Source organism: Pseudomonas baetica (genome assembly GCF_002813455.1).
Lineage (GTDB): Bacteria > Pseudomonadota > Gammaproteobacteria > Pseudomonadales > Pseudomonadaceae > Aquipseudomonas > Aquipseudomonas baetica.
This window is the reverse complement of record NZ_PHHE01000001.1, coordinates 5,905,700-5,927,878: the sequence shown is the minus strand read 5'-3', so window position 1 is coordinate 5,927,878 and position 22,179 is coordinate 5,905,700. Positions and strand designations below refer to the sequence as shown.

The 22,179-nt window shown below is 59.9% G+C and carries 19 protein-coding genes; 9 read left to right on the top strand and 10 right to left on the bottom strand.

The features are described 5' to 3' along the window. Window positions 1–21: 21 nt before the first annotated feature. Window positions 22–2,292 (bottom strand): bifunctional 23S rRNA (guanine(2069)-N(7))-methyltransferase RlmK/23S rRNA (guanine(2445)-N(2))-methyltransferase RlmL, encoded by a 2,271-nt coding sequence (gene rlmKL, locus ATI02_RS27450; protein ID WP_100847908.1) that lies wholly within the window; start codon window positions 2,290–2,292, stop codon window positions 22–24. Window positions 2,293–2,824: 532 nt separating this feature from the next. On the opposite strand from rlmKL, the gene rmf reads away from it, so the two are divergent. Further along, window positions 2,825–3,040 carry a BatR family protein gene (rmf, locus tag ATI02_RS27445; protein WP_003223300.1) on the top strand — a complete coding sequence of 72 codons (216 nt, stop codon included), beginning with the start codon at window positions 2,825–2,827 and terminating at the stop codon, window positions 3,038–3,040. A gap of 236 nt (window positions 3,041–3,276) precedes the next feature. Here the strand turns inward: rmf and ATI02_RS27440 are convergent, their stop codons facing one another. Then, the gene (locus tag ATI02_RS27440) at window positions 3,277–4,296 is read right to left on the bottom strand and encodes a quinone-dependent dihydroorotate dehydrogenase (RefSeq protein WP_100848509.1); all 1,020 of its coding nucleotides are present in this window, start codon (window positions 4,294–4,296) and stop codon (window positions 3,277–3,279) included. Between the two features lie 234 nt (window positions 4,297–4,530). Here ATI02_RS27440 and ATI02_RS27435 point away from each other — a divergent pair, with 234 nt between their 5' ends. Then, window positions 4,531–5,742 carry a CmpA/NrtA family ABC transporter substrate-binding protein gene (locus ATI02_RS27435; RefSeq protein ID WP_100847907.1) on the top strand — a complete coding sequence of 404 codons (1,212 nt, stop codon included), beginning with the start codon at window positions 4,531–4,533 and terminating at the stop codon, window positions 5,740–5,742. 15 nt (window positions 5,743–5,757) lie between these two features. After that, a complete protein-coding gene (locus ATI02_RS27430; RefSeq protein WP_007916390.1) occupies window positions 5,758–6,333 on the top strand; it encodes an ANTAR domain-containing response regulator in 576 nt (191 codons plus the stop codon). Between the two features lie 143 nt (window positions 6,334–6,476). Here the strand turns inward: ATI02_RS27430 and ATI02_RS27425 are convergent, their stop codons facing one another. Next, window positions 6,477–6,632 (bottom strand): hypothetical protein, encoded by a 156-nt coding sequence (locus tag ATI02_RS27425; RefSeq protein WP_238156293.1) that lies wholly within the window; start codon window positions 6,630–6,632, stop codon window positions 6,477–6,479. Window positions 6,633–6,668: 36 nt separating this feature from the next. On the opposite strand from ATI02_RS27425, the gene ATI02_RS27420 reads away from it, so the two are divergent. The 6 genes from ATI02_RS27420 (at window position 6,669) to cobA (ending at window position 16,233) form a co-directional block, all read left to right on the top strand. Continuing rightward, a complete protein-coding gene (locus tag ATI02_RS27420) occupies window positions 6,669–7,880 on the top strand; it encodes a nitrate/nitrite transporter (RefSeq protein WP_100847906.1) in 1,212 nt (403 codons plus the stop codon). Between the two features lie 7 nt (window positions 7,881–7,887). Further along, window positions 7,888–9,558 carry a bifunctional protein-serine/threonine kinase/phosphatase gene (locus ATI02_RS27415; protein WP_100847905.1) on the top strand — a complete coding sequence of 557 codons (1,671 nt, stop codon included), beginning with the start codon at window positions 7,888–7,890 and terminating at the stop codon, window positions 9,556–9,558. Between the two features lie 412 nt (window positions 9,559–9,970). Further along, entirely contained in the window at window positions 9,971–12,424 is a 2,454-nt protein-coding gene (gene nirB / locus ATI02_RS27410) for a nitrite reductase large subunit NirB (RefSeq protein WP_100847904.1), read from the top strand. Beyond that, window positions 12,421–12,738 (top strand): nitrite reductase small subunit NirD, encoded by a 318-nt coding sequence (gene nirD, locus ATI02_RS27405; RefSeq protein WP_095189446.1) that lies wholly within the window; start codon window positions 12,421–12,423, stop codon window positions 12,736–12,738. Before nirB ends, nirD begins: the two co-directional genes overlap by 4 nt. After that, complete coding sequence (locus tag ATI02_RS27400) at window positions 12,738–15,452, top strand: nitrate reductase (RefSeq protein ID WP_100847903.1); 2,715 nt, start codon at window positions 12,738–12,740, stop codon at window positions 15,450–15,452. The genes nirD and ATI02_RS27400 overlap by 1 nt, the downstream gene beginning before the upstream one ends. 13 nt (window positions 15,453–15,465) lie before the next feature. Beyond that, window positions 15,466–16,233: a uroporphyrinogen-III C-methyltransferase gene (cobA, locus tag ATI02_RS27395; RefSeq protein ID WP_100847902.1), complete on the top strand. Its 768-nt coding sequence runs from the start codon at window positions 15,466–15,468 to the stop codon at window positions 16,231–16,233. Between the two features lie 93 nt (window positions 16,234–16,326). On the opposite strand, the gene ATI02_RS27390 is transcribed toward cobA, so the two are convergent. From ATI02_RS27390 to ATI02_RS27360, 7 genes are all read right to left on the bottom strand, one after another. Beyond that, complete coding sequence (locus tag ATI02_RS27390; RefSeq protein WP_100847901.1) at window positions 16,327–17,361, bottom strand: OmpA family protein; 1,035 nt, start codon at window positions 17,359–17,361, stop codon at window positions 16,327–16,329. 107 nt (window positions 17,362–17,468) lie between these two features. After that, window positions 17,469–18,059, bottom strand: a complete 591-nt coding sequence (sigX, locus tag ATI02_RS27385) for an RNA polymerase sigma factor SigX (protein ID WP_011333251.1) — start codon at window positions 18,057–18,059, stop codon at window positions 17,469–17,471. Between the two features lie 90 nt (window positions 18,060–18,149). Then, window positions 18,150–18,974 carry a mechanosensitive ion channel family protein gene (locus ATI02_RS27380; protein WP_007916401.1) on the bottom strand — a complete coding sequence of 275 codons (825 nt, stop codon included), beginning with the start codon at window positions 18,972–18,974 and terminating at the stop codon, window positions 18,150–18,152. Window positions 18,975–18,976: 2 nt separating this feature from the next. Then, on the bottom strand, window positions 18,977–19,225 hold the full coding sequence (locus tag ATI02_RS27375; RefSeq protein WP_095189442.1) for a CrfX protein: 249 nt from the start codon (window positions 19,223–19,225) through the stop codon (window positions 18,977–18,979). A 63-nt stretch (window positions 19,226–19,288) separates the two neighbouring features. Next, complete coding sequence (locus tag ATI02_RS27370; protein ID WP_100847900.1) at window positions 19,289–20,284, bottom strand: divalent cation transporter CmaX; 996 nt, start codon at window positions 20,282–20,284, stop codon at window positions 19,289–19,291. A 21-nt stretch (window positions 20,285–20,305) separates the two neighbouring features. Further along, a complete protein-coding gene (gene rraA, locus ATI02_RS27365) occupies window positions 20,306–20,797 on the bottom strand; it encodes a ribonuclease E activity regulator RraA (RefSeq protein WP_100847899.1) in 492 nt (163 codons plus the stop codon). Between the two features lie 224 nt (window positions 20,798–21,021). Further along, window positions 21,022–22,011, bottom strand: coding sequence for an alpha/beta fold hydrolase (locus tag ATI02_RS27360; RefSeq protein ID WP_100847898.1), 990 nt, complete (start codon window positions 22,009–22,011; stop codon window positions 21,022–21,024). Window positions 22,012–22,179: the final 168 nt, after the last annotated feature.

The following is a 22,179-nucleotide window of genomic DNA, read 5'->3' as shown; positions in this document are numbered from 1 at the left end:
TGGATCCAACCAGCTCAAGCGTCAACGAGCCGTGATTTTCCAGGCGCGGTGGATCTTGGTGTTGCGCGCGAAATCCGGATCAATGGTCTGCGCGCTGATTTCCTCGACCGCGTAACGCTCGGCCAGGTTCTCCTCCAACTGGAACTTGCGGAAGTTGTTGGAGAAGTACAGCACACCGCCCGGTGCCAGACGGGCCATGGCCAGGTCGATCAACTGCACCTGATCACGCTGCACGTCGAAAATACCCTCCATGCGCTTGGAGTTGGAGAACGTCGGCGGATCGATAAAGATCAAATCGTACTCTTCGCGGCAGCTTTCCAGCCACGCCATCACGTCACCCTGCTCCAGACGATTCTTGTCCGAATAGCCGTTCAGCGACAGGTTGCGACGTGCCCAGTCGAGGTAGGTTTTCGACAGGTCGACACTGGTGGTGCTGCGCGCGCCACCCTTGGCCGCGTGCACACTGGCCGTCGCGGTGTAGCAGAACAGATTGAGGAAGCGCTTGCCGGCGGCCTCTTTCTGAATGCGCATGCGGATTGGCCGGTGATCGAGGAACAGACCGGTATCGAGGTAGTCGGTGAGGTTGACCAGCAACTTCACGCCGCCCTCGCTGACTTCATTGAACTTGCCCTGCGCAGCCTGACGCTCGTACTGCTTGGTGCCGCTCTGACGCTCGCGGCGTTTGACCACCACGCGGCTCTTGTCGACGTTCAACGCCTGAGGAATCGCCGCCAGCGCGTCAAACATGCGGGCCGAGGCTTTTTCCGGGTCGATGGACTTCGGCGCGGCGTATTCCTGGACGTGCACCCAATCGTGGTACAGGTCGATGGCCATAGCATATTCCGGCATGTCGGCATCGTAGACGCGGTAGCAATCGATGCCTTCACGCTTGACCCACTTGCTCATCGCCTTGAGGTTCTTTTGCAGGCGGTTGGCAAACATCTGCCCGCCTTCGCTCAAGCGCGGCTGCTCGATCACGGGCGCCGGGGCTGGCGTTGGTTTGATCGGGTTGCCGTTCTTGTTGAACTTGCGCTCTTGCGGCTCGTCCGGGGTTTGATCGTAAGCGGCCTGCTCACGCTCGGCCTGACGCTGCTCCGGAGTACGACGCTCGCCAGTGACGAATTGATCCGGCAGCACTTTGATCAGCAGCAGCTTGCACGGCAGCGCGCCGTTCCAGAACGAATACTGTTTGTGGCTGCGGATGCCCATGCGCTTGCCCAGATCCGGGGCGCCGGTGAACACCGCCGCTTCCCAGTTCAGACAGGCCTGACGCAGACGCTCGCCGAGGTTCTGGTAGAGATACAGCAGGCTGGCTTCATCACCCAGACGCTCGCCGTACGGCGGGTTGCAGATCACCAGACCTTTCTGGTTCTGATCCGGACGCGGCTCGAAGGTCGCCACTTCGCCCTGGTAGATCTTGATCCACTCGCTCAGGCCCGCACGCTCAACGTTGTTGCGACCCGGTTGAATCAGGCGTGGATCAGCTTCGTAACCGCGAATCCACAGCGGTGGCTTGGCCAGACCGGCAGCCGCACGCTGGGAAGCTTCTTCATGGAGTTTTTTCCACAGCGCCGGGACGTGACCAAGCCACGCGGTGAAGCCCCACTGCTCACGACGCAGGTTCGGTGCCATGTCGGCGGCGATCATGCCGGCTTCTACCAGGAACGTACCGACACCGCACATCGGGTCAGCCAGTGCGCCGCCTTCGGCCGCAATGCGTGGCCAGCCGGAACGGATCAGGATCGCTGCCGCGAGGTTTTCCTTCAGCGGCGCCGCGCCCTGCTGCAAGCGATAGCCGCGCTGGTGCAGGCTGTGGCCGGAAAGGTCGAGAGAAAGGATTGCTTCGCCGCGATCCAGGCGCAAGTGAATGCGCAGATCCGGGTTGAGCTTGTCGATCGACGGACGGTCGCCCTGCGGGGTGCGCAGTTTGTCGACGATGGCGTCTTTGACTTTCAAGGCGCCGAAGTGGGTGTTGTCGATGCCTGAGCCGTGGCCGCTGAATTCGACGGCCAGGGTGCCATCGCTGAGCATGTGATCCTGCCACTCGACGTCGAGCACGCCGTGGTACAGGTCTTCAGCGTCCTTCATCGGGAAGCGCTTGAGCACCAGCAACACGCGGTTGGCCAGACGCGACCAGAGGCACAGGCGATAAGCGGTTTCCATGGTCGCCATGCCACGCACGGCGGAGGTGTGCTCGCGGGCTTCTTCAAGGCCAAGCCCGACGGCTTCCTCGATAAGCAGGCCTTCAAGGCCTTTGGGGCAAGTGAGGAAGAGTTCGAAACGGTCGGACATGGTATTTCCAGAGCCTTTGGCTAGTGGATCGGCAACGCATTGCCGACCCGGTTTTCAATCAGGCGCTTTTCTACAAGAACGCCCGCGTGGCACGAAGGTGTGCCGTTCCATCCCCGCTGCTCGGGTTAAAAGAGCTTAGATGCAAGGACAGAGAAAAAAGTTGGTGCAACAAAATGACTCAAAGCAACCCTTCGTCGAATAGTACCCGACTGCACCCGTAGGTCATTCTCACTAAAGAATTAACCCCATCATCCAGCGCGAGGCCGATCATACCGGGGTTTGCTCAATAAACATTGAACAAATACACGGTTACTTATCGCTATAGCATCTTTTTCGTTACGTCCTTATGACAAAACGGTCATTCCATCGCTGTGACTCATTGGTTAGAACTGACCACAGGTTGACGTCGCAACGGCGTCAACACCTTGGCTCGCCACGCCGGCAGCGAGCCGCCCCAAGGCAGAGTTTTTTCTGCCAGACCTCGGTTGAGGTCAACGCGACACAAACAGTCAACAAGTGAGGGAAACACCCTATGAGAAGACTTAAGCGTGATCCGTTGGAAAGAGCATTTTTGCGCGGATATCAATATGGCGTTGGTGGCAAATCCCGTGAGCTTTGCCCATTTACTCTACCGTCGGTACGTCAAGCCTGGATCAACGGCTGGCGAGAAGGACGCGGCGACAACTGGGACGGTATGACCGGCACTGCGGGAATCCACAGACTCAACGAACTTCACGCCGTCGGCTGACACAGGGCATTAATTCCGACACGACAATCTGAATTTGTACCGCATTAACCACGCACGTCCTTCCCGGACGGCGGGCTTCGGCCCAGGGGCTCCTTCGAGGAGCCCTTTTTTATGCCTGCAGTTTCTTGTGCCGGGCACAACCCTGTGGGAGCGAGCCTGCTCGCGAAAGCCTTCGTCCAGTCACATTATTAGCGACAGATACACTTCCTTCGCTAGCAGGCTCGCTCCCACAAGGATCAGCGCAGGGCGGCGATCGCGTCTACGGATTCGCGAATCAACGCCGGGCCCTTATAGATGAAGCCCGAGTAAATCTGCACCAGGCTCGCACCGGCCGTGATCTTTTCTGCCGCATGCTTGCCTTCAGTAATTCCGCCCGCCGCAATAATCGGCAACCGACCACCCATCTCAGCCGCCAGCACTTTCACCGTGTGGGTGCTCTTGTCACGCACTGGCGCGCCGGACAGGCCGCCCGCCTCGTCACCATGCTCCATGCCTTCAACGCCAACACGGCTCAGGGTGGTATTGGTCGCGATCACTGCGTCCATGCCGGTTTCGATCAGCGCTTGCGCCACCTGCGCGGTTTCTTCGTCGGTCATGTCCGGCGCGATCTTGATCGCCAACGGCACATGCTTGCCATGACGCAAGGCCAGTTCAGCGCGGCGCGTGGCCAGGTCCGCGAGCAACTGCTTTAGCGAATCACCAAATTGCAGACTGCGCAGGCCCGGGGTATTCGGCGAGCTGACGTTGACCGTGATGTAACTGGCGTGGGCGTAGACTTTGTCCAGGCAGATCAGGTAATCGTCAACCGCACGCTCAACCGGCGTATCGAAGTTCTTGCCGATGTTGATGCCCAACACGCCTTTATATTTTGCTGCAGCCACCCGCGCCAGCAGGTTATCGACACCGAGGTTGTTGAAGCCCATGCGGTTGATGATCGCCTCGGCTTCCGGCAGGCGGAAGATCCGTGGTTTCGGGTTGCCCGGCTGCGGACGCGGGGTCACGGTGCCGATTTCGACAAAACCGAAACCCAACTGCGCAAAGCCGTCGATGGCCGCGCCGTTCTTGTCCAGACCGGCTGCCAACCCTACCGGGTTCGGGAAGTCCAGACCCATGACTGTCACCGGCACCTTCGCCGGCGCCTTGCACAGCAAGCCGTTGAGGCCCAAACGCCCACCCGCGCCGATCAGATCCAGCGACAGATCGTGGGAGGTTTCCGGGGAAAGTTTGAACAACAGCTGACGGGCCAGGGAATACATGGGCGGCGATGACTCGGGCGGCGAAAAGAGGCGGCGATTATAGCCGGGCATCCACCTGCCGCGCGAGGCGCATGCGCAAATCAGCGCGACTGGCATATGCCTTGCACCCTCCTTGTTATCAGCCGGCAGGCCAATGACGGCGTGCAGGCAAGGACAATGGCGTCGTCTTCGGGTTTGCCTGCGCAAAGCCTGGGGCGACGTTTTTTTTCAAGGCGGCTTTTGCAGGTGCATGCGATGAATGAACCCTCCGTCGGGCCACTGGCCTGGGTCAACGGCAGCGACGCCCCGGAAAAAAGCGCGATCAACCTCGGTTTCATGGCCCTGAGCGATTGCGCCTCGGTGGTCGTCGCCGCCACTCAGGGTTTCGCCCAGCCTTATGGCCTGACGCTGAACCTGAAACGTCAGACGTCATGGGCCAATTTGCGCGACAAACTGGTCAGCGGCGAACTCGATGCCGCCCACAGCCTGTACGGTTTGATCTACGCCGTGCATTTGGGCATCGGCGGCGTCGCATCCACCGACATGGCCGTGTTGATGGGCCTCAACCAAAACGGTCAGAGCCTCAACCTGTCCCACGGCCTACAAAGCCTCGGCGTGAGCAGTCCTGAAGCGCTGGATCGCCACGTGCACCAATCCCGCGCAAAACTGACTTTCGCCCAGACCTTCCCGACCGGCACACACGCGATGTGGCTTTATTACTGGCTGGCGAGCCAGGGCATTCACCCATTACAGGATGTCGACAGCGTGGTGGTGCCACCGCCGCAAATGGTCGCGCACCTGCAGGCCGGGCGCATCGACGGATTCTGTGTCGGCGAACCGTGGGCCGCCAGCGCGGTGCAGCAGGATCTCGGTTTCACCCTGGCCACCAGCCAGACCATCTGGCCCGATCACCCGGAAAAAGTCCTCGGCTGCACCCGCGCCTTCGTCGAGCAGTACCCGAACACCGCGCGGGCGCTGGTGATGGCGATCCTTGAAGCCAGCCGCTTCATCGAAGAAAGCCCGGAAAACCGCCGCAGCACCGCGCAACTGTTGAGTGCGCCGGAATACCTCGACGCCCCCGCGGCCTGCATCGAGCCGCGTTTTCTCGGCGATTACGCCGATGGCCTCGGCAATCGCTGGCAGGATCCACACGCGTTGCGCTTTCACGCTAAGGGAGAAGTGAATCTGCCGTACTTGTCCGACGGCATGTGGTTCATGACCCAGTTCCGTCGCTGGGGTTTGCTGCGCGAAGACCCGGATTACCTCGCCGTGGCGGGTCAGGTGCAGCAACTGGACATCTATCGCGAAGCGGCAACCGCCGTGGGCGTCGCCGCGTGGGGCACGGACATGCGCAGCAGTCAGTTGCTCGACGGCAAAATCTGGGACGGCAGCGATCCAGCCGGGTACGCCCGCAGCTTCAAGCTGCACGCCCTGAGCGACGACGCTCGCCTTCTCGCCCGCCGCTGACAGGAGACCGCGAACATGCTGCGCATTCTGCTGATCAACGACACCGCAAAAAAAGTCGGGCGCCTGAAAGCCGCGCTGACCGAGGCCGGCTTCGAGGTGATCGACGAGTCCGGGCTGACCATCGACCTGCCGGCACGCGTCGAAACAGTGCGCCCGGATGTGATCCTGATCGATACCGAGTCACCGAGCCGCGACGTCATGGAACAAGTGGTATTGGTCAGCCGCGATCAGCCTCGGCCGATCGTGATGTTTACCGATGAACATGACCCCGGCGTGATGCGTCAGGCGATCAAATCCGGGGTCAGTGCCTACATCGTCGAAGGCATTCACGCACAGCGTTTGCAGCCGATTCTTGATGTGGCCATGGCCCGTTTCGAGAGCGATCAGGCCTTGCGCGCGCAGTTGCAGGCGCGTGATCAGCAATTGGCTGAGCGCAAGCGCATCGAACTGGCCAAGGGTTTGTTGATGAAGATGAAGGACTGCAACGAGGAAGAGGCCTACACCTTGATGCGCCGCCAGGCGATGAGCAGGCAGCAGAAGCTGATTCAGGTGGCGGAGCAGATCATTGCGATGAGTGAGTTGCTTGGCTGAGGTTTGCTGAGCCTGTACGCGCCTCATCGCTGGCAAGCCAGCTCCCACAGGATTTGCGAACACCACAGAACCTGTGGGAGCTGGCTTGCCAGCGATAGGCTGCGTCTCGGTCTCAACCTGTTGGCACAAATCTCGCTAAGCATTCAGCACAGGTAACCAACGGCGGTTGCCCCACCCACGACAAAGACGTCGCTCACCTCCATCGCTTTCAGGCGATCCAGGTAGCGGCGTTTTTGCGTTTTGGCCCCACAGACCGGGGCCGGTGGTGCGGCCGTGGCGGCGCCCCACCTGCTGTGCATGACTCCTTTCGAGACTCTTTTCAGCTGAGGTGCGCGATGAATTCAAGCTTCTGGAAATCCGGCCACACCCCGACCCTGTTCGCGGCCTTCCTCTATTTCGACCTGAGTTTCATGGTCTGGTACCTGCTCGGCCCGCTGGCGGTGCAAATCGCCGCCGACCTGCACCTGACCACGCAACAACGTGGGTTGGTGGTCGCCACGCCGATCCTTGCCGGCGCCGTGCTGCGCTTCGCAATGGGCATGCTCGCCGATCGCCTGTCGCCGAAAACCGCTGGGCTGATCGGCCAGGTGATTGTCATCTGCGCGCTGTTTGGCGCCTGGAAACTCGGCATCCACAGTTACGAACAGGCGTTGGTTCTGGGCCTGTTCCTCGGCATGGCCGGCGCGTCGTTTGCCGTGGCCCTGCCACTGGCCTCGCAGTGGTATCCACCGCAACATCAGGGCAAAGCCATGGGCATTGCCGGTGCGGGCAATTCCGGCACCGTGTTCGCTGCACTGCTCGCACCGGTACTCGCCGCGTCCTTCGGCTGGGGCAACGTCTTCGGCTTCGCAGTGATTCCGTTGATCATCACGCTGGTGTTGTTCGCCTGGCTGGCGAAAAACGCGCCGCAACGCCCGAAAGCCAAAGCCGTCGCCGACTACTTCAAGGCCCTCGGCGACCGCGACAGTTGGTGGTTCATGTTTTTCTACAGCGTGACTTTCGGCGGCTTCATTGGCCTGGCCAGCGCCCTGCCCGGTTACTTCAACGATCAATACGGCTTGAGCCCGGTCACGGCGGGTTATTACACCGCGGCTTGCGTGTTCGGCGGCAGCCTGATGCGGCCATTGGGCGGCGCACTGGCGGATCGCTTCGGCGGCATCCGCACGTTGTTGGGGATGTACACCGTGGCGGCCATCTGCATCGCCATCGTCGGCTTTAATCTGCCAAGTTCCTACGCGGCGCTGGCCCTTTTCGTCTGCACCATGCTCGGTCTGGGTGCAGGCAATGGCGCGGTATTCCAACTGGTGCCGCAGCGTTTTCGCCTGGAAATCGGCGTGATGACCGGGCTGATCGGCATGGCCGGCGGTATCGGTGGGTTTGCCTTGGCCGCCGGCATGGGAGCAATCAAACAAAGCACCGGCAGTTATCAATGGGCGCTGTGGTTGTTCGCCAGCCTGGGGGTATTAGCGTGGTTCGGTCTGCACGGTGTCAAGCGCCGCTGGAGAACCACCTGGGGTTCGGCAGCCGTGACGGCGGCGCGGGTCTGAGCAATCAATGGCCCTGCAACTGAGTTTCGCCGAAGCCAGCGCCACCGGCCCGCGAGCGGAGAATCAGGACGCCTTGCGTCTGGTCACGCCCGCTCCGGCGCTGGCAGCGAGCAAAGGCTATCTGTTCGCCATCGCCGACGGCGTCAGCCAGTGCGCCGATGGCGGCCTCGCCGCGCGTTCGACTTTGCAGGCACTGGCGCTCGACTACTACGCCACCCCGCAAACCTGGGGCGTGGCACAGGCCTTGGATCGCTTGCTGCTCGCGCAGAACCGCTGGTTGCAGGCCAATGGTGGTGGGCAGCCGCTGCTCACCACTGTCAGCGCTTTGGTCATCCGCGGTCGGCGTTTTACCTTGGCCCATGTCGGCGATTGCCGTGTCTATCGCTGGCACGCCGAGAGCTTGCAGCGAATCACCAACGATCACGTTTGGGATCAGCAGGGTATGCAACATGTACTCAAGCGTGCGCTGGGGCTGGATCAGCACTTGGTACTGGATTTTCTCGATGGCGAATTGCACGACGGCGAGTGTTTCGTGCTGCTCAGTGACGGCGTCTGGGCGACGCTGGGCGATAGCGCGATTGCGGCGATTCTGCGCGATCAACCGGATCTGCACAGCGCCGCAAAAACACTGGTCGCCGCCGCCCATCTGGCCGGCAGTCAGGACAACGCCAGCGCTTTGCTGGTGCGGGTCGATGCCGTCGGTGAAGCGAGCATCGGCGATGCCTTGATCCATCTGCAGCAATGGCCGCTGCCGCCGCCGCTCAAACCCGGCCAGTCTTTCGAAGGCTGGCAGGTGCAGGGCGTAGTCGGACAGAGCCAGCAGTCGCTGCTGTATCGGGTCCTCGATGGACAAGACCAGACGTGGCTACTGAAAACCCTTCCCGCGCATTCAGCCGATGACCCCATGGCGGGGCAAGCGCTGCTGGCGGAAGAATGGTTTCTCAAGCGCGTGGCCGGGCGGCATTTTCCTGAAGTCCACGCCTGCCCTCAGCGACAGCATGTGTACTACGTGATGCGGGAATATTCGGGGACGACGCTGGCGCAGCTGTTCGCGCGCAACGGCCCGCTGCCATTGGCGCAGTGGCAGGAATTGGCGGAGCGACTGCTGCGTGCGGTGGGGCTGCTGCATCGGCGGCAGATTCTGCATCGGGACATCAAACCGGAAAATCTGCATGGGGGGGATGACGGTGAGCTGCGGCTGCTGGATTTTGGCCTGGCGTATTGTCCGGGACTGTCCGAAGACGCACCGTCAACGCTGCCGGGAACACCGAGTTATATCGCCCCGGAAGGCTTTCGCGGTGATCCGCCGAGTGCGCAACAGGACTTGTATGCAGTGGGCGTGACCCTGTATTTCCTGCTCACAGGGCACTTTCCCTATGGCGAGATCGAAGCCTTTCAGCGGCCACGCTTTGGTCTGCCGGTGAGTGCCGGTCGTTATCGACCGGATCTGCCGGAATGGCTGGCACAGAGCCTGGAGCGCGGGGTGGCGGCTGATCCGCAGCAACGCTTTGAAACAGCGGAAGAATGGTTGTTGGTACTGGAACAGGGAGAGCGCCGCAGTTTGAGCGTGCGGCCTCGGCCGTTGCTGGAGCGTGAGCCGTTGAAGGTGTGGCGGACGATGGCGTTGGTGGCCCTATTGGGAAATCTGGTGCTGCTGGTTTTGTTGTTTCACAGTTGAACCGCGTCGCGCCATTCGCGAGCAAGCCCGCTCCCACAGGGGAATGCATTTTAAATGTGGGAGCGAGCCTGCTCGCGAAGGCGTCCTTACAGGCACTGAAATTCCATCAGTTCAACGCCCCACGAACGAGCAACCCGCCTCGATTCAGTGCAGAAAATCACCCTCAAAACCCGCGAACCCCCAATAAACCCGCCCCCACCCCCACTTGGCACAACCACTGCATTACCCCTCTCAACACACACATAAAGCCCAGCCTTCAACGACGAAGGCTGCGCTTCCCGAGAGAACGGGACCAGGACAAAGGCGTCCTCGCTAGGCAACTAGCGGGACGCCTTTTTTTGTTTGCGCAAAATTTCTCGAGCAAGGCCTGACTGCCCACAAGAGGCCAGCCGCCGCTCCCCCGGAGAACCTGATGAAAAAACTCAAACTGGTGATGATCGGCAATGGCATGGCCGGGGTCCGCACCCTGGAGGAACTGCTCAAGCTGAGCAACGAGCTGTACGACATCACAGTCTTCGGTGCCGAACCGCACACCAACTACAACCGCATTCTGTTGTCGCCGGTGCTGGCCGGCGAGCAAACCTTTGAAGAGATCGTGCTCAACGACCTCGACTGGTATCTGGAAAACAACATCAAGTTGCTGCTCAACCGCAAAGTGGTGGAGATCGACCGGGTCAAGCGCCGGGTAATCGCCGAAGACGGTACCGAGGCTGAATATGATCGTTTGCTGATCGCCACCGGCTCAACGCCGTTTATCCTGCCAATCCCCGGTAACACCTTGCAGGGTGTGATCGGTTATCGCGACATCGCCGACACCCAGGCGATGATCGACACCGCAAAAACCCACAAGCACGCCGTAGTGATCGGCGGCGGCCTGCTCGGCCTCGAAGCCGCCAACGGCCTGATGCTGCGCGGCATGCACGTCACCGTGGTGCACCTCGGCGAATGGCTGCTGGAGCGGCAACTGGACAAAACCAGCGGCCAACTGCTGCAAACCGCCCTCCAATCCCGTGGCCTGCACTTTCGCCTGTGCGAACAGACTCAGGCCCTGCACGACGCCGGCAATGGCCGCGTCGGTTCGGTGCAATTCAAGAACGGTGACATCATCCCTGCCGATCTGGTGGTGATGGCTGCCGGCATTCGCCCCAATACCGAACTGGCGGAAAAGGCCGGCATCCCCTGCAATCGCGGGATTCTGGTCAACGACACCCTGCAAACCTACGACCCGCGCATCTATGCCATCGGCGAATGCGCCAGCCATCGCGGCATTGCTTACGGCCTGGTCGCGCCGCTGTTTGAACAGGCCAAGGTCTGCGCCAACCACCTCGCGCAATTGGGCTTTGCTCGTTACCAAGGCTCGGTGACTTCGACCAAATTGAAAGTTACTGGCATCGATCTGTTTTCCGCCGGCGACTTCATGGGCGGCGAAGGCACCGAAACCATCACCCTCTCCGACCCGATCGGTGGGGTGTACAAAAAACTGGTGATCAAGGATGACGTACTGGTCGGCGCCTGTCTGTACGGCGATACGGCAGATGGCGGTTGGTATTTCCGGCAGATTCGTGAGAATCACGCCATCGGCGAGATCCGCGATCACCTCATGTTTGGAGAAAACGCTTTAGGCGATGTAGGACATCAGGGCCAGGACAAAGCCATGAGCATGGCCGACACCGCTGAAGTCTGCGGCTGCAATGGCGTGTGCAAGGGCACCATCGTCAAAGCGATTCAGGAACACGGCCTGTTCAGTGTCGACGAGGTGAAAAAACACACCAAGGCTGCCAGTTCCTGTGGTTCCTGCGCTGGTTTGGTCGAACAGATCCTGATCAACACCGTCGGCGGCGCGGCCGACGTCAAACCGAAAAGCGAAAAAGCCATCTGCGGTTGCAGCGACCTCAATCACGGGCAGATTCGTCAGGCCATTCGCGAGCAGCATCTGCTGACCATCGCCGGCACCATGAGCTACCTCAACTGGCGCACGCCGAACGGCTGCGCGACGTGCCGCCCGGCGCTCAACTATTACCTGATTTCCACCTGGCCCGGCGAAGCCAAGGACGATCCGCAATCGCGCCTGATCAACGAACGCGCCCACGCCAACATCCAGAAAGACGGCACCTATTCTGTGGTGCCACGGATGTGGGGTGGTGTGACCAACCCTTCGGAACTGCGGCGGATTGCCGACGTGGCGGACAAGTACAACGTACCGATGGTCAAGGTCACCGGCGGCCAGCGCATCGACTTGCTCGGCATCAAAAAGCAGGATCTGCCCGGCGTCTGGAAAGACCTCGACATGCCGTCCGGTCATGCCTACGGCAAATCCATCCGCACCGTGAAGACTTGCGTCGGCAGCGAGTTCTGCCGCTTCGGCACGCAGAACTCGACGCAACTGGGCATCGAGCTTGAGCACGACTTGTTCAACATGTGGTCGCCGCACAAAGTCAAACTGGCCGTCTCCGGATGCCCACGCAACTGCTCGGAAGCGGGGATCAAGGACGTAGGCATCATCGGCGTCGATTCCGGCTGGGAGATGTACATCGGCGGCAACGGCGGGATCAAAACCGAAGTCGCCGAGTTCTTCGTCAAGCTGAAAACCGCCGAAGAAGTCCGCGAATACAACGGCGCCTTCCTGCAGCTGTATCGCGAAGAAGCCTTCTACCTCGAACGCACCGTGCACTACCTGCAACGGGTCGGCATGGAGCACATCAAGAAAGCCGTGCTGGAAGACCCGGAACGTCGCAAAGCGCTGAACGAACGCCTGCAATTCTCCCTGTCGTTTGAACAGGATCCGTGGAAAGAACGTCTGGCGCAGCCGCAACTGAAGAAAGAATTCGACGTGATTTCCGTGAAAAACCTGGAGGTGCCGGCATGAACTGGCTCGATATCTGTGCTCTGGAAGACATCAACGCCCTCGGTTCGCGGATCATTGCCGGGCCCAAAGGGGACATCGCGATTTTTCGTACGAGTGACGATGAGGTTTTCGCCCTCGACGACCGCTGCCCACATAAGGGCGGGCCATTGTCACAGGGATTGATCTACGGCAAACGCGTGGCCTGCCCGCTGCATAACTGGCAGATTGATCTGGCGTCGGGCGAAGCTCAGGCACCTGACGTCGGTTGCGCGCACCACCACCCGGCCCGGGTTGAAAACGGCCGGGTGCAACTGGCCCTGCGGGACGCAATCTGATGAACCGCCAGACGACCGCCTCGACCTGCTGTTACTGCGGGGTCGGCTGCGGCGTGCTGATCGAGCATGACGGCGAGCGCATCCTCGGCGTCAGCGGCGATCCGGCACATCCGGCCAACTTCGGCAAACTCTGCAGCAAAGGCTCGACCCTGCACCTGACCGGCGACCTTACGGCGCGAGCGCTGTACCCGGAACTGCGCCTGGGCAAGGGGCTGGCGCGCAGCCGCACGGATTGGGATACGGCGCTTGAGCACGCCGCCAATGTATTCGCCGAGACCATCGCCGAACACGGCCCGGACAGCGTGGCGTTCTACATCTCCGGGCAATTGCTCACCGAGGATTACTACGCGTTCAATAAACTCGCCAGGGCGCTGGTCGGCACCAACAACATCGACAGCAATTCGCGGCTGTGCATGTCTTCGGCGGTGGTCGGCTACAAACGCAGCCTCGGCGCCGATGCGCCGCCGTGCAGCTATGAGGACCTGGAACTCAGCGATTGCGTGATGATCGTCGGCAGCAACATGGCCTACGCCCATCCGGTGCTGTTTCGTCGGCTGGAAGAAGCCAAATCCCAGCGCCCGCAGATGAAAGTCATCGTTATCGATCCACGACGCACCGACACCTGCGACCTGGCGGATCTGCATCTGGCGATTTTGCCTGGTACCGATGTCGCTTTATTCCATGGGATTTTGCATCTGCTGCTGTGGGAAGACTGGGTCGACCGCGACTTTATCAAGGCCCACACCGACGGTCTGGCGGAACTGAAAAGTCTGGTACGTGATTACACTCCGCAAATGGTTTCGCAACTGTGCGGGATCAGTGTCGAGCAGTTACAGCAGTGCGCCGAATGGGTGGGCACTTCGCCGGGTTTCCTGTCGTTGTGGTGCATGGGTTTGAACCAGTCCACCGCGGGTAGCGCGAAGAACAGCGCGCTGATCAATCTGCACCTGGCCACCGGGCAAATCGGCCGTCCCGGAGCAGGACCTTTCTCCCTCACCGGTCAGCCGAATGCCATGGGTGGCCGGGAAACCGGCAGTCTGTCAAACCTGCTGCCCGGCCATCGTGAAGCCGCCAATCCTGAGCATCGTGCTGAAGTGGCGACTTACTGGGGCGTTGACCGGTTGCCGGAAACCACGGGGCTGAGCGCCATTGAACTGTTCGAGCAAGTGCGCAGCGGCCAGATCAAGGCGTTGTGGATTGCCTGCACCAATCCTGCGCAATCGATGCCGGACCAGAGCTCGGTGCGGACGGCGCTGGAAACTTGCCCCTTTGTGGTGTTGCAGGAAGCGTTTCGCACCACCGAAACCGCTGCATTCGCCGACCTGCTGTTGCCCGCCGCCAGTTGGGGCGAGAAGGAAGGGTCAGTCACCAACTCCGAGCGAAGGATTTCCCACGTGCGCAAAGCTGTTCTCGCACCGGGTGAAGCGCGGCCGGACTGGGCGATCACCGTGGATTTCGCACAGCGCCTGGAGAAACGTCTGCGCCCACAAGCGCCAAGCCTGTTTGCCTTTGATCAACCCGCGCAGCTGTTTGATGAGTTCAAACTGCTGACCCGTGGACGTGATCTGGATCTGTCGGGGATCAGCCATGCCTTGATCGACGAGATCGGGCCGCAACAGTGGCCCTTCCCTGCCGGCGCCAAACAGGGGACGCCACGCTTGTATGGCGACGGTATTTTTCCTACGGCCAACGGGCGGGCACAGTTCATCGCCGATCCGTATCGCGCCGCCAAGGAGCAACGCGATGCGCGCTTCCCGCTGACGTTGATCACCGGCCGCCTGCGCGATCAGTGGCATGGCATGAGCCGCACCGGCACTGCTGCGCAATTGTTCGGCCACGTCAGTGAAGCGGTGTTGAGCCTGCACCCGGACGAATTGCGCAGGCATCGTTTGCAGCCGGGGGATCTGGTCAATCTGAAAAGCCGTCGCGGCGCAGTGATCGTCGCGGTTGGCAGCGATGACAGCGTGCGCCCGGGTCAGGCGTTTTTGCCGATGCATTGGGGCGACCGTTTTCTCAAGGGCGGCGTGAACAGCCTGACCCTGTCGGCCTTCGATCCTCTGTCCAAGCAACCGGAACTCAAGCACAGCGGCGTGCGCCTGGAGTCGGTCAATCTGCCGTGGCAGCTTTTCGCACTGATCGAGGGTGACGTTCAACGGCATTTCGAGGCGCTACGACCGCTCTGTGAGGCGTTTTCCTACGTGAGTCTCAGCCTTGTCGGACGTGAGCGATCGGCATTGCTGATACGCGCAGCCAGCAGCGAAGCGCCGGATCCGCAATTGCTGCGTGAAATCGACCAATGTCTGTCACTGATCGAGGGGCCGGTGTTGGCCTACGACGACCCACGCCGGGCCATCGGCAAGCGTGTACGCATTGAAAACGGCCGGATCACCGCCATTCGCCTGGCCGGCGAAACCCTTGCCCGGCACTGGCTGCAAGGCCTGTGGCTGGAAGGCCGTGCAGACGAGCAACTGCGCCGCTGGCTACTGGCGCCAATGAGCGCGCCGCCGGGCAGCGCCGCGGGCTACATCGCCAGCGACAGAACCTTGTGCAACTGCAAAAACGTCAGCCTCAACGCAGTCTGTGCCGGCATCCGCCAAGGCCTGGATCTACAAGGTTTGAAAAACCAATTGGGATGCGGCACGCAGTGCGGCTCGTGCGTCCCGGAAATAAAACGCTTGCTGGCCGCCGATGTGCAGCCGATTGCCGCCATCTGATGAGGAAAACACCATGAATGCAAAAGTCTGGCTGGTGGGCGCAGGCCCTGGCGATCCGGAACTGCTGACCCTCAAAGCAGTGCGCGCCTTGCGCGAAGCCGATGTGGTGTTGATTGATGACCTGGTCAACGACGCGGTGCTTGAACACTGCCCCACCGCGCGAATCATTGCGGTGGGTAAGCGTGGTGGTTGCCGCTCGACACCGCAGGCGTTCATCCACCGCTTGATGTTGAGATATGCCCGTCACGGCAAATGCGTGGTGCGACTCAAGGGCGGGGATCCATGCATTTTCGGCCGGGGCGGCGAGGAAGCGCAGTGGTTGCGTGAACGTGGTGTCGAGGCAGAGCTGGTCAACGGCATTACCGCCGGGCTGGCGGGGGCGACGCAGTGCGATATTCCTCTGACGTTGCGCGGTGTGGCGCGCGGCGTAACGCTGGTGACCGCGCATACCCAGGACGACAGCCAATTGAACTGGCAGGCACTGGCGCAGGGCGGGACGACGCTGGTGATTTACATGGGGGTGGCCAAGCTCGGCGAGATTCGTGAACAACTGCTGGCGGGGGGCATGGCGGCGGATACGCCAGTGGCGATGATCGAGAATGCATCTTTGCCAGAGCAGCGGGAGTGCCGCAGTGATCTGCTGGCGATGGAGTTGGATGCCTCTGCGTTTGAGCTGAAAAGTCCGGCCATCCTGGTGATTGGTACTGTTGCTGCTGTTGCGCAAGATCAAAAGATCGCAGCGTTCGGCAGCTCCTACATGGGAGGTGCATACGTCCTGTAGCAGCTGCCGCAGGCTGGGATCTTTTAGTAGTAGCCAAATCGCAGACAAAGAAAAGCCCGGCCTAAGCCGGGCTTTTCTCGCAGCGGCAGCTAATTACTTAGCTTGAGCTTCAACCTGCGCTTCTACGCGACGGTTAACAGCACGGCCAGCTTCAGTTTTGTTGTCAGCAACTGGGCGGGATTCGCCGTAGCCAACAGACTGAACGCGGGACGATTCAACACCGTACTGATTGGTCAGAACCTGCTTAACGGCGTTTGCACGACGCTCAGACAGTTTCTGGTTGTAAGCGTCAGGACCGACGGAGTCAGTGTGACCTTCAACAGTAGTGCTGGTGGATGGGTACTGCTTCATGAAGTCAGCCAGGTTCTTGATGTCGCCGTAGCTGTTTGGCTTCACAACCGACTTGTCGAAGTCGAACTTAACGTCCAGCTCAACACGAACAACTTCAGCAACTGCTGGGCAGCCGTCAGCATCAACAGTTACGTTGGCTGGGGTGTCCGGGCACTTGTCAACGTTGTCGCAAACGCCGTCGTTGTCGCTGTCGGAGCAGACTTCAGCTGGTGCTGGAACTGGAGCAGCAGCAGGCTTGGAGCCGCCACCGAAGTTCACACCGATACCGACGCTTGGAGCCCACTCGGTGTCGCCCTGGTCGATGTTGTACTGAGCTTCAACGCCAGCGCGGGCGTAGAAGTTGTCAGTGAAGTACAGCTTGGCACCGCCGCCAACGTTGGCGAAGGTGGAACGGTTGCGACCGTTCGAACCGTTCTGGTCGATGCTCTGGTCAGAGAAACCGGCCGAAACGTACGGACGCAGCATGTCGCCCGGGTTGTTGAAGTGGTACAGAGCGTCCAGAGCGGTGTTAGCGCCCTTTACGTTCTTGCCATCGTTGGCACGTACGTTGTGCACTTCGTCGTAGCCCAGACGCAGTTCAACGTCGTCAGTTACGAAGTAACCGACAGAGGCACCGAACAGGTTGCCGTTGTTTTTGAAGTTACGAGCGCTGTCGAATTGTTCTTTCTTTGCGAAGCCTTCGATTTCAACTGCGCCTTGGCCTTGTGCCAGAGCGCCGAACGAAGTGGCGGCAATCAGAGAACCAATGGCCAAGCCCAAGGTGTTTTTCAGTTTCATCCGTTAAATCCCCATCTGGTGATTGTGAAGCAGTCCCGCAAACCGGGGGACAACTCGGCGGCAAGTCTATCAGAACTTGCCTACACGTAAGAGATATTTGCGCCGAACTAAGTTTCAGCAATGCCTGCAAATTTCTCACGCAATTTATCTAGAGCACGTTTGTAACGCATTTTTGTCGCACTCAAACCCATGTGCATGATGTCTGCGATCTCCTGAAATTCCAGCTCTGCGACAAATCGTAGCACCAGAATTTCGCGGTCAATCGGGTTCACATACACCAGCCAGCGATCAAGCCCGCCCTTCTCCTCGGGTTTTGGCGCCTTTTCTTCGGACGCTTCCTCGAGGGGGTCAAGACTCAATGCGTCCATCAAGCGACGCTTTCGCCGTTCCTTCCGATACTGCGTAATACATTCGTTGTACGTGATGCTGTATAGCCATGTCTTGAACTTCGATTTGCCCTCGAAGTTCTTCAGGCCGTACAGCACCTTCAACATGACTTCCTGACAGACATCGTCTGCGTCGCGATCGTTCCCAAGATATCTCGCACAAACGTTAAATAATGTTCGCTGGTAACGCCGCATCAGTTCTTCATAAGCGCGCGTTACGTGAAAAAGCTCGGTATGCGAGCGCGCGACCAACTCCTCATCAGAGAGTTCGCGGGGGTCGTAGCGCGTGGATAGCGTTTGGGCTTTATTCAAAACAAGTCGTGCCGACAGTCAGGTCAATGTCCACCGCAACCAGCATCAGCTGGCATTTCGCGGCGGCATACATTAGCAGGGTTTGCCGGGTTAGCGGCTACTCACATGCTGTTCCAGCAGGATCCGATTGGAGAGAGAGACTAGCTCACCCTCATCGGTCAGCAATGTGGTTTTAACCGTGCCGATCTCTTCGATCTGGCCTTCGACCTCGCCAACACGCACTTGTTGCCCAACCTGATACAGCTCACGCACATAGATTCCCGCAAGAATCTGACCGGCAATTTCCCGGCTTCCCAGGCCCATGGCCAGCGCAACGGCCAGACCAACGGTAATCAATACGATGACAATCACATGGTTCAGCAGGTCAGTCTTCACTTCAAGCTGACTGATCGCGACCGAGATGCTGATGATGATCACCAGCCCCTGAGCAATTCGCCCCAGCCCCGAAGCGTAGTCCAGGCCTACGCCTTCTGCCGCCCCGCGCACCAGCCCATTGGCCAATTGTGCGAGCAAAACGCCTACCAGCAACACCAGCGCGGCGCCGAATACTTTCGGCAAATACAGCGCCAACATGTCCAGCGTAGCTGAAACTCGCTCAAGTCCAAGGGATTCTGCTGCAGAAACCAGAAAAATCAGCAGAACGAACCAATAGACGATCTTGCCGATCAGGGTCGAGATCGGCACTTGCAGCCCGGCACGTGACATCAATTTGGTCAGCCCGGTGCCACCCATCAGGCGATCCAGGCCCAGCTTGGCGAGCAACTTGGACAACAAGGTGTCGAGCAGCTTGGCCACGACGAAACCCAACAGCAGCACAACCAGTGCGCCGAACAGGTTCGGGATGAAGTTGGCGACTTTGGTCCACAACGCAGTCATTGCAGTGACGAGGCTCTGAGTCCAGAGATCAAGTTCCATATTCAATCAGCCTTATCAGCAGTGCGAGCAACAGGTTTACGAAGACGGGAAACCGGCGACACATGGGCCGATCCATTATTCAGGGCGATCATCAGCGCGGGCAGCCAGCGGCCCAGCAGGCTGAACAGATCACCGGCACCCACCTGGCGGTTGGCGGTTTTGAGTACGCGCCCCAGGCATGCATCGTCGTCGCGGCTGGACGGCGAAGCGTTGAGCATGTCGCGCAAAGACTGTTCAAACGGATCGTGCATACGCACCTCTCGTGATGTCTGTGAAAGACGCGGGCAAATTTGGTCGGGTCACATGCGCCATTTTCAAACCCAGCGCAAACGGCGGAATAACCACCATTGTCCGAAGGCCATTGCGAGCACCGTCAAACAGGCAATCAGGAAACCATAAGGGCTACTCGCGAAGGGAATTCCGCCGACATTGATACCCAGTAGCCCGGTGATAAAACTCATCGGCAAGAAGATGCAGGTGATGATGCCGAAGCGATACATCGTGCGATTCATGCGCAGGCTCAAACGCCGGTCTTCAGCCTCCAGCACAAGCCCCACGCGCTCTCGTGTCAATTCGAGCTCTTCCAGATAGCGGGTCAGGCTGTTGTTCAATTCGTTCCAGTAGTCGGCATCGTCATCGACAAACCAAGGCAGTTTTATCCGCGTCAGTTGTCCGAAAATATCCCGTTGCGGAGCAAGAAACCGCTTCAGTCCGGCCGCCCTGCGACGGATGTGCAAAATGGCGCCATGCTCAGGGGTATACCGTTCGTCGGCATCCATTTTTTCTTCTTCCTCATCGGCGATTTCCGAGAGGCAAGTGACCAGATCCTGCACCTTGTTAGTGAGCAACTGCGCCAGATAAAGCATCAGCTCAGAAGAGGTTTTCGGGCCCTTGCCCTCCTCCAGCATCGCCAGCAATTCATCAGTGGCACGCAACGGACGCAAACGCAGGGAGATAACGCGCTGAGCGGAGGCAAAAATCCGCACCGAGACCATGTCTTCCGGCTCGGCGCCCGGATTGAGGTTGACCCCGCGCAAGAACAGCAGCAGCTCGGAATCCGGCAACGGCAACAGACGCGGCCGGGTGTTCTCTTCCAACAGCAGGTCGCAGGTGAACTCAATGAGGCCGCTGGATTTGCGTAGCCAGGTCTGGGTTTGCGGATGACTGCGGTCCCAATGCAGCCACAGGCTTTCATGGGCCTGCAGTTGCAAATCGTCGAGTTCAGTCCGGGCTATCGAACGCGCACCGCCTTTACCGTCCAGCACCAGGGCATGCACCAGCCCCCACTGCGCGTTTTCTTCCTCGAACATCCGCATCCCTTTGTCGAAAGCTTATTCAGGCATCTTCAGCGGGCTCGGCGAGATGATTACGCCGTTGTTGTCCGCATAGATGTAGTGGCCCGGGTGAAACGTCACACCGGCAAAAGTGACTGGAACATCAAGGTCGCCGAGCCCGCGCCTGTTGGACTTCCTCGGGTGGCTAGCAAGGGCCTGCACGCCCAGATCGGTCTGCGCAATGATATCGACGTCGCGGATGCAACCGTAGATCACCAGCCCTTCCCAACCGTTTTTCGCGGCTTTCTCGGCCAGCATGTCCCCCAACAGGGCGTGACGCAGCGAACCACCACCGTCGACCACCAGTACCTTGCCATTCCCCTTGAGCTCGACCTGCTCCTTGACCCGCGAGTTGTCTTCGAAGCATTTGATGGTCACGATTTCGCCGCCGAACGAATCACGGCCGCCGAAATTGCTGAACATCGGTTCCAGCACCTGCACCAGCTCCGGATAGGCGTCGCACAGGTCAGGCGTGAGGTAATGGTTCATCGAAAAACTCCTGTAAAAAGGAAGACGATCAAGGATGCCGCACTCTTTTGAAACGAGTCCCGGCGGTCGCTGTTTACCTTAGTTCATCCAATGGTCGCTGAACAAACCTGAACAAACGCTGAAACGCAATAGCGAAACAGCCACCCAATATGACCAGAACCGCACAATGCGTCATATCTTAGCCGCAAGCCGATCCGAACGAAACGCCCTTTTAGAGCGCTCCATCAGACGGCAGCGGCCAGATCCGGCTTCTCGCCCAGCAATGGCGTGCGCTGATCGTTCAACCAACACGCCACCAACGGCCAGACTTCGGCCTGCGCGGCCTTGCTCACGAGCATCTCGACATGCCCGAAGTTGTCCTTGAAGCCCTGAGTGCGCCCCAACTCGATGAACTGCTTATGCTCTGAGCCCACCTGTTCGAACAGTTTGCGGCAAGCCCAACTCGGGTCCTGGTGATCCCCCGCAGCGCTGACCGCCAGCACCGGCACCTGAACGTCGGCAAGCCCTGCCCACCAATCCTTGTCCTTGTCGCCAAAGCGACCGAACAGGCCATACCAACGCATGCTTTCAATGGCCAGGCCGATCGGCTCGTCTTCCGGGCCGCGCTTGAAACGTGAACCGGACAGCTGCGCAAAGCGCTTGAGAATGAAGCGGCTGCTCCACTCCACCGGCGGAATTTTCAGCGGCCAATAGGTGCGGCTCACTTGCGTGCCGAAAAACGCCGCAGAAGCCACGGCAGGCTCGCCCAGGTATTCGCCACCGAGCGCGGCCGCCAGCGTGATGCCACCCAGCGAGTGACCGATCCAGTGCGGCACCTGCCCGCTCTGCTCACGGACAAACGCGGCAATCGCCGGCAGATCGTAGCGAGCGTAGTCGGCAACACGATTGCGCCGGTACTCCTCGTTACGCTGCGACAGGCCGTGGCCGCGCATCTCCGGAATCCACACGTCGAAGCCCAGACGCGCCAGATACGCGCCCAGCCCCAGACCTTTGGGCGAAAACCAGAAGCGCCGGTTGGAAAAACTGCCATGCAGCAGAATCACCGGCACGCCGCGCACCGCCGGTTCATCGGCCATGCCCAGTCGGGTGACGGCGATTTCCACAGACCAGTCCGGGCTGTTGCCGGGTTTCAATCGATAAACGTCTTCGCTCAGATCGCCGCGTCGTTCGGCGCTGATCAGGGCGACAGGAAATAGGTTGCTGCTGCTTTGCATAATGCTCTTGCACAAAAAAGGGCGGCATCTACAGGAGCCCGCCCTACTTGAATCTCAAAACCCGCCTCCTGTGGGAGCGAGCCTGCTCGCGAAAGCGGAGTGTCAGCCAACATCACTGTTGAATGTTGCTCCGTCTTCGTCGGAACGCCGCCCGGAGCAGGCTCGCTC